This is a genomic window from Bacillus sp. RE35 (assembly GCF_052146655.1).
In the GTDB taxonomy this organism is placed as follows: domain Bacteria; phylum Bacillota; class Bacilli; order Bacillales; family Bacillaceae_G; genus Bacillus_A; species Bacillus_A cereus.
Genome location: NZ_CP197377.1, coordinates 1,429,517 through 1,445,328, shown reverse-complemented (window position 1 = coordinate 1,445,328; position 15,812 = coordinate 1,429,517). Strand labels below are relative to the sequence as shown.

Here is a 15,812-nt window from a genome sequence, read left to right as displayed (position 1 = left end):
GCATCTAATTTTTATTATATGAAATAGAAAATAGATGGTTCTTTTCGAACAACTATTCCGACATTTTTAACCATCCATCCCATTCTTCTTTCGTATCACCAATTAAGATTGTTTCAATGTCCAACTGGTTTAGAACGCCTAGCTTTCCGATAAATCCAACAGAAAGAGATTCCCTTTTTTCTTGTAATAAATTTATAAAGTTCATCGTCTTTTTCATTTCTTGTTCGTCAGCAAAAGATATAAATACATATTTCGGCTGTATTTCCTCTACCGCTGATAACATACCATCTTCAGCTAAGCTTGTCCTAATATATATCGCCTCATATCCTTTTAAGCGTAAATAAGTTGAAAAAATAAATCCTTTCAATGCATCCTTTTCTAACACAATAACTTTGTATAAAGAGGAAAACATTGAGGCATTGTGATACACCATCCCTAGACGCGTTTGTAAAAATGATAGTGCATATTGAAATTGCACCATTGAAATCTCATTATTATTTTTTGACGTTAATAATTTGTCTGTCACTCGAAGAACGATACTGGCAACAACCTTTTCTGTTGAATATATACTAAAAGCTTCGTTTAATAATGCAGCAATTGTAATTTCATCAAATTTTAACAAAGCTTGTAGCAAATCGTCCACTAAAACAACTTCTTTATCGAAATGTATCTCTTTTTGAACTGTACTCTGCAAACGATTCTCTTCTAATAACTGAACTGCTTGTCCAATCATCATACCGGAAGAAACTTTTTCCATTAACCATTTTAAAATTTGAATATGCTCTTCTGTATATAAGCGATGCCCAGCTTGATTCCGCTTTGGGGCAATAATTTGATATCGTCTTTCCCATGCACGAAGCGTACTCGGCTGAACTCCAATTATATTCGAAACGGCTTTTATATTATATTTCCCACTAAGAGTTGGCATCATTTCCCTCCGCACAATGTAATGATATGTGTTTGAGCAGGTGCTCGGAAACGAAGTGGTATCAATGTTGTTCCATACCCATTACTAACAAAGAGAATCGTATTCAAATGGTTATATACGCCACCTTTTAAATATTTTTTAGATGGGAATAATCGGATTTGTCCTCCATGCGTATGTCCACTTAACACAAGTGAAATCTGTTCATTTCCAGACATTTTTTTTATTATATCAGGGTTGTGACTAACTAGGATACGAAAACCCTCTTCTTTACAATCCGCCAATGCCAAATCTAGACGATCACGGTGCAATCCAACATCATCTATACCGAGCAAACAAATTTTCTCTCCTAATTCAGACTCAAATACCACTCTTGTATTATCTAAAACTTTTACGTTATTTTCTAATAATAACGCATCTAATTCATGATATTCTATCTCATAATCATTGTTTCCCCACACAAAATATACAGGACCTATCTCTCTTAACTTTTGAATATTCGCAGAGATTTTTGATAAAGAGACACCTTTCTCTGCTAAATCTCCTCCGATAATTACGAGATCTACTTTTCCTTTTACTTGTTCAATTAACAAATTCGAAATGACCCTTCTATGAATATCAGAAATAAAAAACACATTTACTTTTTGAAAACTTTTCGGAAATTCTTTAAATACTAAAGTATGTTCCAACACCGTATTACGCATCGCTTCTTTATACATCACAAAAAGTAATAAAATCCCCATGCCTATGAGAGTACTGAATAATATAATCCATATCATATTTTTGACTCCCTCCTCATAAAGATAATCCTAGGCTTTTATAACAAACTGTGATCGCTTAACTCGCTAGCTTTCTTGCTTTGTGGACTTATCTTTTATCGGAATTTTTAATTCTTGACCTGCACTCACTTCATCTTCCTGCAAGTTATTATACTTTTTAATTACTTCAATTCCATTTCCATCTGAAAAATATTGCTTCGCTATACTTTCTAAAGTTTCTCCCTCTTTCACAGTATGCGTTATTAATTTTTCAGAATGTTTCTGCGACTCAGATTTAGCTGAATCAAAGAAGATTACTTCAAACGCACTTTTTCCAGCATTATTACTATCACCCTTCACCTGAATATATTTATCCGTGTACCACAAAATACTAATCGGCAGAAGAATGAATAGAAATGTTAAAACCCGGACGAAAATGTGATTTATTTTAAACTTTTGTTTTTTCTCTTTATTTCTATGAATTTCACTACGCGGCGGTAAACTTTCTTTTTCTTCCACTCGCTCAACTTCTAATTCCTCTTCAAAATCAGGAATTCGTTTCCTCATGTTGTTCACCACCACCTTCCATTTATTTTCTTAATTGGAGTCCCATTATAAAATCAACAAGAAAGTGTGCAAAGATTGTTATAAACAAATTTCCTGTCCATTCAAATACATAACCAAAGACAAAACTAATGAAACAGACGAAACAAAATAAAAATGGCTTTGTTATATAACGAATATGTAACACTGCAAATACGAAGCTCGCAATTACAATTCCAAAATGAGTCTGTACTACACCTCTAAATAAAAATTCTTCTGCAAAACCAATCAAGAACGTAATAACGAGTAAGTGTAGAACGGACATTCCTCGAAACATCTTATCGTTAATACCACCATCATCAAACCATGACTCCGGAAACACTCGCATTGCAACATAATCTAATAACACAATACCAATCGCTAACAAACCACCTATAATAAGTATAGATACTGGTTCCCATTTCCATAAATTAAAGACTTCTTTTACATCTTGAAATAATATATATGCCAGTAAACAGCCAATACCGATAATAATTAACTGTGTTATATATAGATTCAGCCTTATTTCCTGCGGACTCATATCTTCAACATTATGCCTTTGAATGTTCATCATTCCTCCATCTTTTCTAGGCCGAAAAGCTTTTGTAACTCTGTTTCCCAATTATAGTCGAAATCCGATTGTTGCGCTCGTCTTTTTTTATAATCTTCTTTGGTAATACCGCAATAATCGCAGCAATTAATTAACTCTTGCTCTTTCCTATAACCGAACTGTTGCAGCACATATTCACGTCTACACCCTTTAACTTGTATCCATGACTTCATATTTTCTAGCTCACTATATTTATTACGCAACCTTATTTCTACTTCAGCTATTAATCGGTTCATGATTTCATCTGACAAACCTTCTAATAATAATCTTCGTTGTTGTATAATTCCAACCTGTTCGAGATGATAACGAACGAAACGCCAATATTGCTCATTAAATCTTGCTGCATTATAACAAATTTCTTCTACATCTTCTATTGGTAATTCCTTCGTTTGAAATATTCTTTCTTGTAGTAAAGAAAATAAAAATTTTATTTGTGACTTACTTGGCAATTCATCCTCAATGATTGAAATTGGTAAATCATGATCCAACGGACTACATAATAAAATAGCTATACTCGGTTCGCCATCTCTTCCAGCTCTTCCGATTTCTTGTAAGTAAGAGGCTATATTAGTTGGATAATGAAAATGAATAATATATCGCGTATTCGCCTTATTTACCCCCATACCAAATGCACTTGTGCATATTACAAGTTGCAATTGATCGTTCATAAACTGCTGTTGAATTAACATACGCTCTTCATGTTCCATACCACCATGATAAAAAGCTACACCAGTAACACCTTTCCCTCTCAAGTATTCCGTTAACCTTTCTGTCCACGCTCTACTTGAGCAATATACAATCCCCGGCCCTTGTAAATACATCACCTGCTCTAAAAGCGCCACTTTCTTTTCTTCTATCGTCTCTACAAATTGCACATCCATTGCAATATTAGGACGATCAATAGAGTATACATGTTCCGCGGCACCCTTTAAATTTAAACTATCTGCGATATCCTGCAGTACCCCTTTTGTCGCTGTGGCTGTCAATGCTAATACTGTAGGAGAACCAATATTTTCAATAACTACATTTAGTTTTTTATAGTCCGGTCTAAAATCATAACCCCATTGAGAAATACAATGAGCCTCATCAACAACAAATAATGAAATATGAATTTTCTTCAATTCCCTAATTAATAACTCCGACTGCAACATCTCTGGTGAAACAAAAATAAATTTATATGAAGATAATTTTTTCATCGCTTCTCTTTTTTCATTTAATGTCCGAAAACTATTAAATGCTATCACTCGGTTTTTCACAACATACTTTAATTGTGTCACTTGATCTTCCATTAAAGATAATAACGGTGATACAACAAGCACTGTTCCTTCTCGCATAAGCCCCGGAAACTGATAGCACATAGATTTCCCTCTTCCAGTCGGAAGCATTGCTATCACATCTTTTCCTTCTAATAAATCTGTAATTACTCCTTTTTGACCTGGACGAAATTCAGAATATCCAAACCACTTATATAAATATTCTTCAAGTTTCATTTACACCCTCCATCCGCGCTAATACAAGACGAACTTCAAAATAAGAGATATCTTCTCCAACCGCTTGTTTCAAAACACGTAACTTCCGCGTTTGCAATGCTTCAATTACTTTTATTACTTTGTCTATCTTTTCTTTTTCCATAAACATTTCAATAGAAAAATCTTTTTCTCGCAAAGCAATTTCAACAAAATGATCTTCTATCGTTGCAACCTTTAAATTCCGAATCGTCGCTATTTCTTCTAAAGAACGTCCTTGTCTCCAAAAATTATATGTTTTTTTCGTGGATAAACTAAATAATTCAGCTCTCTCATTTGGATAAGATATAATTTCAGCTAATAGTGGAAATTCATTTTCTTTATCACGAACTTCTTGTATAAAGAAATGTATTGTACCCCAAAATAAAAAATACACCCTGAATATATCTTGTTTCGTAATTTCTGCTAATTGTTGCAATGTACAACCAATGCGTTCATAACCCGTTAATCGATATGTTACAATCGTCGCTTCTATCGCATTACTCTTTTCTAAAAGATTATGTACTTCCGTCCATAGTTTTCTCGCCAACTCACTTCTCTTATATGGCCTTCCTGTTAGAAAACGTTTCACCCACATCATTATTTCTGTATCTTGCTGAATTGGAATAAATCTCGTATTATTCTGTTGTAAATTTGATATGGTTTGAATAATTAATGATAATCTTTTCCAAAATGTTTCACCTAATTCACCATAATGTAAACCATGCAAATGCGCCGGAAAAGCATAAACTTCCTCCCATTTATGTAACTGCATTTTACCCGTAGGTGTTAACACATATGTATTTTCATGTATTTCTTGAATAAAATCCGCTTGCAACAACTTTGCAACTTCACCATCATAGTCATTTCTATTTAATGATTTATATATTCCGAACAAAAAAGAAATTCGGAACATATTTCCATCTTGTAAAGTTTGCGAAGAACGTTTGCCCTTTAGTAAATAATAAATAGAAGAAACGGTTCTTTCACCATTCAATTGTTTTAAACAATGCAACAAAGTATATTGTATTTGCATGACCGCTTCCACCTTCCAATCTTAACTTCATTCTTTTCAGTACAATTACACTATCTACTGTCGCTCATTAAACTTATCATATAAGAACTATATACTTGTATATATTCTATTGTATCAAACGAAATCATATTTACGTATTTTGAAAATCTTATGACATAATTCAAAAATAAGTTGACACTCTAATTGATAAGCATTATCATTATAATTTTATGTTGAAAAGTTTTACAAACCGTTTTACAATAAGGTTATAATTTTTATGGCGAGCTTTTCACATACATATTATCAGGAGGGAAAAAAGATGGCAAAATATACAATCGTTGATAAAGATACTTGTATTGCATGTGGTGCTTGTGGCGCTGCTGCACCAGACATTTATGACTATGATGATGAAGGTATTGCATTTGTAACATTAGATGATAACCAAGGTATCGTTGAAATTCCAGATGTATTAATTGAAGATATGATGGATGCATTCGAAGGCTGTCCAACTGACTCAATTAAAGTTGCTGACGAATCATTCGACGGAGACGCTTTAAAATTCGAATAGTCTTTTATTAACTTCAAAAAACGCCCCTCCTATTGATGAGGGGCGTTTTTTGTATCTAAATTTTATTTTCCTTAATAAAAAACCATTAGTAGTTTCACACTACTAATGGTTTTAGTATATATTATGCATTTTTCATTTTTGCAAACACCCATACTTTCAGGCGTGAAAATAATGCTACAAATACAATTGTTACAACAATCCCTTTAATTAAATTAAATGGTAAGATTGCCGTTACAACCGTTGTTTTTATAGCTTCGCTAGACATAGCTGGTGAATTTAAAAACCAAGTGTACGCCGGGAATATGATGATGTAGTTTAATACACTCATAATAAGTGCCATTGTAATTGTCCCTAGCATTAATCCTGTAGTTAAACTCTTCACAGTACGATACTTTCTAAATAAGAAAGCTGCTGGCCCAATAAATAAACATCCTGCAATAAAGTTTGCAATTTCTCCAACTGGTACTCCCGTTAAACTTCCTTGAATCCCGTAATGTAAAATGTTCTTTATCGCCTCTACAATCACTCCTGCTACTGGTCCAAAGATAATTGCCGCAATTAGAGCTGGTACATCACTAAAATCAATTTTCAAAAATGGCGGAAGCCCTGGGAACGGGAAATCCAACATCATTAGTAAATATGCAATACTACTTAGCATCGCTACACTCACCATCTGCACTACACTGTTTTTTTGTTTCATCTTTCTCTCTCCTTTTCCATCGATCATCTCATGGAAAGTGGAAAGGTTCTGCTATGCCTATTTTTTCATAGAACGAAAAAACCCTTTGTGTTTTACACAAAGGGAGAATTTAAGGCACATCAAACAGACGTTCAAATCCATATCTTTTTTGAACGCTTGAACCTCCATCTTCTCCCATCCAGACTATACTGTCGGCTTTGGAATCACACCAAATCCTGCCTTAACGGCTCGCGGGCTTAGAACAAAATCATAAATAGTTCATCACCGCCGGTCGGGATTTTCACCCTGCCCCGAAGATAGACCGATATTCTATTTTCCCCTTCATTATACAACAACCTCATAACATTGTGAACTAAAAAATTGTAACTTATTTAAAATTAGTTATTTATTTTTCGTAACAACAAATAAATTGCGAGATATTTTACAATACAATCCATATTTTTTATTATTCGGCATTTCTCTTTTGAATTACCTAGTCATATATAATTAAAAGTGATAAGATATTGAATTGTTAAGATAAGAACATTTTCTGAGTTATGGAGGAAATGTCATGAAAAAAGACAAGAGACATTCTATTCGAGAAGCAATGAAAAAAAACTTAAGAAAAGAATACTTTTACTTAAAAAAAGAATTACTTTTCTACTGCCCAATTGATTTAGGCACATTCTCAAACGAGACATACTATGCTACTTTCGATGAAGATGGCATCAGTATTTATCAGTATGATAAAAAAACAGAAAGTAAATTAAAATTGTGTGAGCGTCATCCGTGGAAGAGTTGGAATAAAGTGAAGATTGATCACTATTTGACAACTTCTCAATTTATTTTTCAGGGTGAGCGAAATTGGATCTTATCTCTTTTTCAAAAAGGAAAAGAAGCTCAAAAAATTATTGAAGAGCATACATCTTTACAAACAGAAGTTGTTTCCCGCTCTTTCTTAAAAAAACTTCCTGGTTTTCGTTCTAATACACCACTGAATAAATACATCGGTAGTATTTGTTACACTGCACTTATTGCATTTTTATTAAAATGGATGATTCCATTTCAAGCACCACAAATCGCCCTGTATTCTATCTCGATTGGTTGTATGCTTCTTGGCCTACTTTGTTTGACAATCGGTTTAATTGAACCGACTATCGTACTGTTTCGAACAAAAGAGAAAACAAGAACAAAAGTTTTTTACTTATATAGCTATTTAGCTATTTCTGGATTTATATGTGTCTTTATTTTTTGGTAAAAGAAGCCGTCCCAAAATAAATTTTGGGACGGTTTTCTTTTAGATATAGATGCTCTGATTCACTCAATTGTTCTAGCAAAAGCGCCCATATAATTTCATTTACATTGAATCTTATTTAAGAAGAACATAAATTTGTTCAAAGTTTAATTTTTGAAGCGTTTCCTTTACTTAACATATAATTGTTGATTAGGATAAATTAGCTCTTGCTGCAATCCATTTTTTTCTTTAATTTCCTTAAGTGTCATACTAAATTTCCGTGCAATACTAACTAAAGTATCCCCTTTTTGTACGACATATAATGACGAAGAAACAACTTCATTTCTTTGTTCACTTAAAACAAGCAATGGGTTCATCGCATTCTTTTTCGCCATCGTCCATCTTCCTTGATGAAGTTCTAGATGTAAGTGCGCACCTCGCGATTCTCCCGTGTTCCCTACTTCTCCAATTTTTTCTCCTTTGGAAATATAATCTCCTTGATCCACATATCTCTTATTTAAATGTGCATATACAGCCTCATATTCTCCGTGTTTAATAAATACAACATTTCCATAACTACTTGAATAATAAGATCTCGTTACCTTACCATCTTGGATAGCTGCCACAGGCGTTCCAATCGGCGCAGCTACATCAATACCGTAGTGTTTTCCATGCCTTGTCCCAAAATAATCACTTATCTGACCTTCAACAGGCCATGTCCATCGATTTTCTTCTGCATAAACATGTAATTGAGATACAAACAGTATACTCAATAACATGACACCGCATTTTAAAACTTTCATATACATCCTCCGTTTTCTAATTACCACCATACCTTCTCTATTTTGGTATATTACAGAAAAAAGTATACAAAAAAAGAAAGTGAATTACTCCACTTCCTTCTCTTTCTTATCACGAAAAACTAATGCACTACGGTTATACTCCACATCTTTCACTTGTAATCGGGCATTTATTACTCGAGCTACCGCAAACAAATAATCAGATAATCTATTTACATACTTTAATACAACTTCATTTATTTTCACTTCTTTTTGCAATGATACTATAGAGCGTTCTGCTCTCCTTACAACAGTACGTGCAATATGAATAGTAGCCGCTGCCTCGCTACCACCTGGCAAAATAAAGCGTTCTAGTGGCGGGGCTTCTTCTATATATAAATCAATCTTTCTTTCTAAACTTTCAACCATCACAATTGTCACTTTATAAGGAATTTTTTGTTCCACTATTGCCAAGTCTCCTCCGCAATCAAATAGTTCATGTTGAATATTTTCGAGCTCATTGTAAATATCTATAAAAGCCCCGCCTTGAAGCTTAGTCATTGCATATCCAATATGAGAATTTGCCTCGTCTATTGTTCCATACGCTTCCACACGGATATCATCTTTATCAACCCTGCCACCTATTACACTTGTCGTTCCTTTATCTCCTGTTTTTGTATATAATTTCATTTCTTCACAGCACCTCTCTTGTTATTCTTTATTCGAGCAACATAGAAAAAAGTTCTACCATTCTTTATTTAATTGAGTTTACAAAAAAATAAAAAACAGCAGAACTTTATTCATTATCAACTTTAAAAACGCATATCTAAATTATACGATTCGGTAAATATACAGAGAATGTAGTTCCTTCTCCAACAACACTTGATACAGAAATTTTACCATCATGGCCTTGCACAATATTTTTCGCAATCGCAAGCCCGAGTCCTGTTCCACCCTTTTTCCCACGTGTTCTTGCTTTATCAGCTTTATAGAAACGATCAAATAAAAATGGAATATCTTCTTCTGGAATGCCTGCACCCGAATCTTGTACTTCAAAAATAAGACCGTTATTTTTCGTATCAATTACAAGCGTTACATGTCCGCCTGCATTCGTATGACGTATTGCGTTATCAATTAAATTCGTCAATACTTGTTCCATACGATCTGCATCAAACGGGTATTGTTCAATTGGACCTTTGAAATCAACCGTTAACGCGACCTCTTTATCCTTTGCAATCCCTTGGAATTTACGACCAATTTTTTCAACAAACGGATGTATATCCACTTCACCAATATGTAACTCTACATGACCGCTTTCCATACGAGCTAAATCTAACAATTCATTTACAAGTTTACCTAAACGAACAGATTCATCATAAATAATTTGAACAAACTCATCTATTTCCTCTTTCGTTTGCACAATATCATCTAAAATCGCTTCACTATACCCTTGCAGCATGACCATTGGTGTACGAAGTTCATGTGATACATTCGCAATAAAATCTTGACGCATCTTTTCAAGACGACGTTCTTCCGTCATATCTCGCAGCACTGCTACAGCTCCACGAATTTTCGTTTGATTGTAAAGCGGCGTCATAAGAACTACATAGTTTCCTTTTTGTAAATTAATTTCAACAACTTGTTGTTGTTCGCTTTCTACAACGAGATGGAATAATTCCACAAGTTCAGAAGGTAGTTTTTTACTGAGCTCTATCTCTTTTTCTTCTTGCCAAACTTGTAAGAAATGTTCGGCCGGCGGATTGATTACAACGACTTCACCTTCTTGATTTAACGTAATAACCCCATCTGCCATACTACTCAAAATACTTGCTAACTGCTCTTTTTCTTGTTGCAAGGCGTTCATATTAAACTTCAACTGTTTTCCCATTTGATTTAAGGCCGTTGCAAGCTCACCAATCTCATCCTGAGATACCATAGGAGCCTTTGCATCAAACTTCCCACGTGACACTTCAAAAGCAACCTCACGCATTTTACGAAGCGGTGCTGTAATCCGAGTAGATAAGAAGAACGCAAAGAAAGTTGTTAATATAATCGCAATTCCAGCCGATAAGAAAATAAAATCAGTTGTTCTTTCCATACCTTGTATCGGTACTTGTAAAGATTCATATACGAACACTGCACTTTGATTTTTTGATTGCACTGGTTTTCCGACGATCATAATATCATTTTCGGTGTTTTTATTCTTCCTACTATTAGACGCTTTTCTAATATTATTCTTAATTTCTTTTTTGTCTGTAAACACAGCCGCTAATTCTTTATCTTCTTTTAAGTCATCCATTGTAAGAGTGACTAACCCTTCTTGTTTCGGTGAAGAAGAGATTTCTTTACCATCTTCTACAATAATAATCCTTGAAAGTGGGTCAGAGAATTTGTAAGCGATATTCTCAATCGTTTTTACATCGGCACCTTCTTCAATTAACTCTGAAACACTTGTTGCAACTTTTTGAAGCCTAGCTTCACTCATATCAACATAATACGTTCTAAAAAACTGTGAAAGTAAAATCGCAACAAATCCAAGAACAAACGAAACGAGAAGTAATATGGTCATCCATAACTTCCCTACTACACTTCTCCAAAGCATCAGTCGTTCACAACCTCAAATTTGTAACCTACACCCCAAACAGTAACGATCATTTTCGCTGCATCTGGTGATTTTTTGCTTAACTTCTCACGTAAACGCTTTACATGTGTATCAACTGTACGTAAATCTCCGAAGAATTCATATTGCCATACTTCTTTTAACAGTTGCTCACGATCGAATACTTTATCAGGAGCTTTCGCTAAAAATAATAGTAACTCATATTCTTTCGGCGTTAAGTTTACTTCATTACCATCTGCAGTAACACGGTGTGCATCGTTATCAATTGTTAAGTGCGGGAATACAGTAACATCTTTTGTCGTTGTATCTTGTGTAAAGAATGTTGTTGGTACAGCACGACGTAATACCGCTTTCACACGTAGTACGACCTCACGTGGACTAAATGGCTTTACAATATAATCATCTGTTCCAACTTCAAATCCTTGTACTCTATTTACTTCTTCACCTTTTGCTGTCAGCATAATAATTGGTGTCGCTTTCTTCTCACGAACCCCTTTACATACTTCAATGCCATCTTTACCAGGCATCATAAGATCTAATAAGATTAAATCGTAATCATTTTGCAACGCCATTTCTAAAGCTGTATCACCATTATCTGCTTCTTCAATCGTATATTGTTCTCTTTCTAAGTACATTTTCAATAAACGACGAATACGATCCTCATCATCTACAATTAAAATTCTTGATTCATTTTCCATCTCTACCCGCTGCGCACTCTCACCTCAGCGGTTCACACCTACCCTTCTTTAACTATTATGTTGCGCTATTCTCGTTTATTTAAGCAATCTTCTAAATGTTTCACTTCCCATATTATGCTTCACAAGAATAATAAATTTTGTTCAATTTTTTTCCAAAACTATGTATTTTTTTTGAACAGCATATAATGTCCTCGACATCATTTTACAAAATCAACCGCTACTTTGTCATGTTTTTCTCAAAAAAGAAGAAAAGTTGACAAAAATAAAATAGGAAAGTGACATGCACTCCCCTATTTTATTTCTCTATGCATATGAATGTAAACCGGCAATAATTAAGTTTACTACAATAAAGTTAAACATAATGATTGCAAAACCAATTACTGCAAGCCAAGCTGACTTCTCTCCATGCCATCCTTTTGATAGGCGTAAATGTAATACTGCCGCATAAAAGAGCCAAGTGATAAGTGCCCAAACCTCTTTTGGATCCCAGCCCCAAAAACGTGTCCACGCTATTTGTGCCCAAATCATCGCAAAAATTAATGCACCTAATGTGAACACTGGGAATCCAATTGCAATAGATCGATATCCGATTTCATCTAGTAAATCACTATTCGTATTCTTTACTAACGGCTGAAGTGCCGCCGATACTCGCTTCCGTAAAACAAGTCTTAATACAATATACAGTAATGTTCCAACTAACACTGACCAAATAACAGTATTTAATTTTTTCGCATTTACAATCGCTGGAACTTCAACTGCCGGTTCTAATTTATTTTCTGTCAGTAACTTCCCTTCGTGCGGTCCAACTAAAGCCGGAAGATTGTATTTCATTTCCACTTGTTGTTCATTTTTATCAATCCATTGAAACTTCGCTTCATATTTCATACTAGAAAATACCGTTGTTACTCCAATAAATCCAACTGTACAAACAAGTGTAAATACTACCGTCTCTAGCCAAAATGTACGTTTACTTCTCGTCGATTGATCTACATTTTTCAATAAATACATAACACCTGTAATAAAACTAATCGCTAAAATGGCTTGTCCTGCTGCTGCCGTCGTCACGTGAATATGTAACCAATTACTTTTTAAAGATGGAATAAGCGGAGATATTTCCCTCGGAAACATACTTGCATAGGCAATTAATAAAAGCGCAACTGGTAATGCAAATAGTCCGATTATGCTTACACGGTACATAAAATACATGACAATAAATGCTCCTACAAGCATCATGCCGAAAAATGTACCGAATTCAAAAAAGTTACTAACTGGCGCATGTCCTGATGCAATCCACCTTGTAACAAAATATACTGTTTGTGCAATAAACCCTAAAATTGTAATCGTTATTCCTACATTTGCCCATTTATGACCCTTTTCTTTAATTGCTCCCCCGAAAAATAGAGTGGCAATTAAATATAAAATAAATGCGGTAAAGAGAAAGTTACTACTTATTTGCACCATATCGTTTCCCCACCTTAACTAATTTTTTTATCAATTACTTTATCATTTGGCTGTGGAATTGCTGTACCTTCTAGTACTCTTTCAATATCTTTCTTTAAACCGAACCAATTTTTATTTGTATGCCCTGCAATCCACCATTCATCATTAACACGTTGTATCCAAATACGGCGATGATTCCAATACATACCTTGAATGACACCAACCATAAATATAAATCCTCCAATGCCGAGAATCCAAAGCGTTAAATCTTTTCTTACAGTAAGTGCTGTTGCATTTTGCATTTCAACACCTGCAAACGACATTTTATATTTGTTGTTTCCATCTGGTTCTATATTTTGCTGAATACCAACAAAACTCACTTCACCATCTGGTGTTTCAGGTGTAAACATTTTAAATACAAATGCAGGATTGTTTGGTAATTTCGTTTTTGTATTTGGTTTTCCATTCTCATCAAAATAAAAATCAGGAAAATAGCTTAATAGTTCTAGAGAATAACCATTTCCTAAATCATATTTTTCCTTAGGATTCGTTAAATCTACTTTAATTGGTCCCCACTTTTGATTATTTTCTTTATTTTGCAAGTTAAAGGACATACTTTTAAATTCACTTTCTTTATAATCCACTTGATACACTGCAAATTGATCAAATTTCAGTGGTTCATTCACTCGAATTTCCGCTTCTTTTACTTTTTCTAATTTCGGTTTTTGTCCTGCTATATTTTCTCCTACTGCTTTATATAATACGGCATTCGTTTGGAAGTTTTTCGCAATCATTTTATCGCCTACACGATCAATCGCTTCATCAAAAACTTCCTTGTCCTTACTTTTATCATAAACTTCTTTTATAAATTTCTCGTTTTTTAAGTAGTATTGTCCATCCGTCCCTGGTATTTCTTTCGTTTCACCGTCACGTAACCAAAGTGCTTCGTCTACGTACATACTCGGTAAAAAACGAAGCATCGCACCGAATAAAAAGATAATAAGACCGATATGATTTACATATGGACCCCAACGCGAGAAGCGTCCCTTTTCTGCTAAAACGTTTCCGTCTTCCACTTTCACGTTATAGTTTCTTTTCTTTAAATTCTCTTGCACTCTTTCCAGGTCACCTTCTTGCGGTATACCAGTCCCATATAATCTCTGTCTCTTTAAAAAACTAGGATGTCTTTTTACGCCTTGCTTTTTTAAAGCTTTATAAAGTGGAATAACGCGGTCTAAACTACATATCACAAGTGAAATACCGATAGAAGCAATCAAAATCATATACCACCATGAACCGTATAAATTATTAAACCCTAATTGATAGTATAATTGTCCTAAAAATCCATATTCTTGTTTATAATATTCAGCTGGTGCAATACCTGGAGTTATGTACATTTCTTGCGGAAATATAGTTCCTATCGCTGATGCAGCTAAAGTTATTACGATTAGCCATACACCTACTTTTACAGAAGAGAAAAAGCTCCAAATTTTATCGACTATCGTTTTTGTCTGCGTGAGAGATCTCCGTGCACTCCCCTCATAGCGCATATCCAATAGTTTTGCATTTTCATTGCTTTCAAATGGTTTCCCGCAAGCTTCACAAAAAACAGTTCCTATCGGATTAACATGTCCACATTCACATTTAATTTCTTTCAACACTCTCACCGCCCCTGTATCTATATGTACTATTGTATATTCTAACCTCAAGTTACCGCAATACTCAGAATTTTTAAACCAGAGGCACTATAAACACGCACCCCTTATGTAAAGGCTTTCTTTATTACGGAGTAATTTTCTTTAAATACCCTTCTAACTGTTCTTTCGTTTGTTCCCCTATAATTTGCTCCACTACTTTTCCATCTTTATCAATCAAAAAGCTTGTCGGTAAAGGACCTACTCCATATGTTCCTATAATCTTTTGTCCTTTATCAATGGCAACTGGGAATTTCAAACCATATTGGTTCACAAAGTTCTTTACTGCAATATCCGTTTCATCTGCATCTAACGCTATGATTTCAACGCCTTTTTCTTTATACTTTGGATATAATTCATTCATATAAGGCATTTCTTTTTCACAAGGTTTACACCACGTGCCCCAAAAGTTTAAAAATACACCTTTTCCCTTTAAATCTTTTAGTTCAATTTTCTTTCCTTCTAAATCCGTCACAATAAAGTTAGGTGCTTCTTTTCCGATTTGCATTTTCTCTTTATTAGCAAAGAATCCTTGATAAAGGGTAAATCCTACAGCACCACATAAAATGAGTAGAATAATAACGCGAAATAATAAGCGATTTTTCTTCATATTACCTCTCCTCTCCTCGGTAAATGTTATGTATTATCTTCTGTAAATGTTGTATTGAATAAATCACCAGCAGAGCACTCCACTGGTGAATTTTT

16 protein-coding genes and 1 riboswitch are annotated in these 15,812 nt (G+C 34.3%); of the genes, 2 read left to right on the top strand and 14 right to left on the bottom strand.

The genetic code is table 11. From position 1 onward, the window contains the following. Positions 1–52 precede the first annotated feature (52 nt). The 6 genes from ACTL4X_RS07590 to ACTL4X_RS07565 form a co-directional block, all read right to left on the bottom strand. On the bottom strand, positions 53–928 hold the full coding sequence (locus tag ACTL4X_RS07590) for a MerR family transcriptional regulator (RefSeq protein ID WP_001142720.1): 876 nt from the start codon (positions 926–928) through the stop codon (positions 53–55). Beyond that, on the bottom strand, positions 928–1,704 hold the full coding sequence (locus tag ACTL4X_RS07585; protein ID WP_000637793.1) for a metallophosphoesterase: 777 nt from the start codon (positions 1,702–1,704) through the stop codon (positions 928–930). The genes ACTL4X_RS07590 and ACTL4X_RS07585 overlap by 1 nt, the downstream gene beginning before the upstream one ends. 66 nt (positions 1,705–1,770) lie before the next feature. Then, positions 1,771–2,250 (bottom strand): LysM peptidoglycan-binding domain-containing protein, encoded by a 480-nt coding sequence (locus ACTL4X_RS07580; protein WP_071740349.1) that lies wholly within the window; start codon positions 2,248–2,250, stop codon positions 1,771–1,773. A gap of 22 nt (positions 2,251–2,272) precedes the next feature. After that, on the bottom strand, positions 2,273–2,836 hold the full coding sequence (locus tag ACTL4X_RS07575) for a CPBP family intramembrane glutamic endopeptidase (protein WP_001025780.1): 564 nt from the start codon (positions 2,834–2,836) through the stop codon (positions 2,273–2,275). Continuing rightward, a complete protein-coding gene (recQ, locus tag ACTL4X_RS07570) occupies positions 2,836–4,365 on the bottom strand; it encodes an ATP-dependent DNA helicase RecQ (RefSeq protein WP_071740348.1) in 1,530 nt (509 codons plus the stop codon). Before recQ ends, ACTL4X_RS07575 begins: the two co-directional genes overlap by 1 nt. Beyond that, a complete protein-coding gene (locus ACTL4X_RS07565) occupies positions 4,355–5,416 on the bottom strand; it encodes a helix-turn-helix domain-containing protein (RefSeq protein WP_001167004.1) in 1,062 nt (353 codons plus the stop codon). Before ACTL4X_RS07565 ends, recQ begins: the two co-directional genes overlap by 11 nt. A 298-nt stretch (positions 5,417–5,714) precedes the next feature. On the opposite strand from ACTL4X_RS07565, the gene ACTL4X_RS07560 reads away from it, so the two are divergent. Continuing rightward, positions 5,715–5,963: a ferredoxin gene (locus ACTL4X_RS07560; protein WP_001151993.1), complete on the top strand. Its 249-nt coding sequence runs from the start codon at positions 5,715–5,717 to the stop codon at positions 5,961–5,963. 121 nt (positions 5,964–6,084) lie between these two features. On the opposite strand, the gene ACTL4X_RS07555 is transcribed toward ACTL4X_RS07560, so the two are convergent. After that, entirely contained in the window at positions 6,085–6,663 is a 579-nt protein-coding gene (locus tag ACTL4X_RS07555; protein WP_000810855.1) for an ECF transporter S component, read from the bottom strand. Between the two features lie 162 nt (positions 6,664–6,825). Further along, positions 6,826–6,965: riboswitch (FMN riboswitch) on the bottom strand. Between the two features lie 248 nt (positions 6,966–7,213). On the opposite strand from ACTL4X_RS07555, the gene ACTL4X_RS07550 reads away from it, so the two are divergent. Then, positions 7,214–7,900 carry a hypothetical protein gene (locus ACTL4X_RS07550; protein WP_000710837.1) on the top strand — a complete coding sequence of 229 codons (687 nt, stop codon included), beginning with the start codon at positions 7,214–7,216 and terminating at the stop codon, positions 7,898–7,900. Between the two features lie 164 nt (positions 7,901–8,064). On the opposite strand, the gene ACTL4X_RS07545 is transcribed toward ACTL4X_RS07550, so the two are convergent. The 7 genes from ACTL4X_RS07545 to resA all read right to left on the bottom strand — a co-directional run bounded on the left by ACTL4X_RS07545 (position 8,065) and on the right by resA (position 15,717). Then, positions 8,065–8,679, bottom strand: a complete 615-nt coding sequence (locus tag ACTL4X_RS07545; protein WP_000866117.1) for a peptidoglycan DD-metalloendopeptidase family protein — start codon at positions 8,677–8,679, stop codon at positions 8,065–8,067. 84 nt (positions 8,680–8,763) lie between these two features. Next, the gene (locus tag ACTL4X_RS07540; RefSeq protein ID WP_071741186.1) at positions 8,764–9,345 is read right to left on the bottom strand and encodes a cob(I)yrinic acid a,c-diamide adenosyltransferase; all 582 of its coding nucleotides are present in this window, start codon (positions 9,343–9,345) and stop codon (positions 8,764–8,766) included. 136 nt (positions 9,346–9,481) lie between these two features. Further along, positions 9,482–11,257 carry a sensor histidine kinase ResE gene (resE, locus tag ACTL4X_RS07535; RefSeq protein WP_000964677.1) on the bottom strand — a complete coding sequence of 592 codons (1,776 nt, stop codon included), beginning with the start codon at positions 11,255–11,257 and terminating at the stop codon, positions 9,482–9,484. After that, positions 11,257–11,973: a DNA-binding response regulator ResD gene (gene resD, locus ACTL4X_RS07530; protein ID WP_000426861.1), complete on the bottom strand. Its 717-nt coding sequence runs from the start codon at positions 11,971–11,973 to the stop codon at positions 11,257–11,259. The genes resE and resD overlap by 1 nt, the downstream gene beginning before the upstream one ends. 303 nt (positions 11,974–12,276) lie before the next feature. Continuing rightward, the gene (gene resC / locus ACTL4X_RS07525; RefSeq protein ID WP_000250083.1) at positions 12,277–13,434 is read right to left on the bottom strand and encodes a cytochrome c biogenesis protein ResC; all 1,158 of its coding nucleotides are present in this window, start codon (positions 13,432–13,434) and stop codon (positions 12,277–12,279) included. 14 nt (positions 13,435–13,448) lie between these two features. Further along, on the bottom strand, positions 13,449–15,074 hold the full coding sequence (resB, locus tag ACTL4X_RS07520) for a cytochrome c biogenesis protein ResB (protein WP_071741185.1): 1,626 nt from the start codon (positions 15,072–15,074) through the stop codon (positions 13,449–13,451). A 121-nt stretch (positions 15,075–15,195) separates the two neighbouring features. Further along, positions 15,196–15,717: a thiol-disulfide oxidoreductase ResA gene (resA, locus tag ACTL4X_RS07515; protein WP_000742192.1), complete on the bottom strand. Its 522-nt coding sequence runs from the start codon at positions 15,715–15,717 to the stop codon at positions 15,196–15,198. Positions 15,718–15,812: the final 95 nt, after the last annotated feature.

Coding starts and splice junctions, on each gene's coding strand:
- resD (WP_000426861.1), bottom strand. CDS start 11,973: ATGGAAAATGAATCAAGAATTTTAATTGTAGATGATGAGGATCGTATT.
- resE (WP_000964677.1), bottom strand. CDS start 11,257: ATGCTTTGGAGAAGTGTAGTAGGGAAGTTATGGATGACCATATTACTT.
- ACTL4X_RS07590 (WP_001142720.1), bottom strand. CDS start 928: ATGCCAACTCTTAGTGGGAAATATAATATAAAAGCCGTTTCGAATATA.
- ACTL4X_RS07575 (WP_001025780.1), bottom strand. CDS start 2,836: ATGAACATTCAAAGGCATAATGTTGAAGATATGAGTCCGCAGGAAATA.
- ACTL4X_RS07585 (WP_000637793.1), bottom strand. CDS start 1,704: ATGATATGGATTATATTATTCAGTACTCTCATAGGCATGGGGATTTTA.
- resA (WP_000742192.1), bottom strand. CDS start 15,717: ATGAAGAAAAATCGCTTATTATTTCGCGTTATTATTCTACTCATTTTA.
- ACTL4X_RS07560 (WP_001151993.1), top strand. CDS start 5,715: ATGGCAAAATATACAATCGTTGATAAAGATACTTGTATTGCATGTGGT.
- resC (WP_000250083.1), bottom strand. CDS start 13,434: ATGGTGCAAATAAGTAGTAACTTTCTCTTTACCGCATTTATTTTATAT.
- ACTL4X_RS07565 (WP_001167004.1), bottom strand. CDS start 5,416: ATGCAAATACAATATACTTTGTTGCATTGTTTAAAACAATTGAATGGT.
- ACTL4X_RS07540 (WP_071741186.1), bottom strand. CDS start 9,345: ATGAAATTATATACAAAAACAGGAGATAAAGGAACGACAAGTGTAATA.
- ACTL4X_RS07580 (WP_071740349.1), bottom strand. CDS start 2,250: ATGAGGAAACGAATTCCTGATTTTGAAGAGGAATTAGAAGTTGAGCGA.
- ACTL4X_RS07550 (WP_000710837.1), top strand. CDS start 7,214: ATGAAAAAAGACAAGAGACATTCTATTCGAGAAGCAATGAAAAAAAAC.
- ACTL4X_RS07555 (WP_000810855.1), bottom strand. CDS start 6,663: ATGAAACAAAAAAACAGTGTAGTGCAGATGGTGAGTGTAGCGATGCTA.
- recQ (WP_071740348.1), bottom strand. CDS start 4,365: ATGAAACTTGAAGAATATTTATATAAGTGGTTTGGATATTCTGAATTT.
- ACTL4X_RS07545 (WP_000866117.1), bottom strand. CDS start 8,679: ATGAAAGTTTTAAAATGCGGTGTCATGTTATTGAGTATACTGTTTGTA.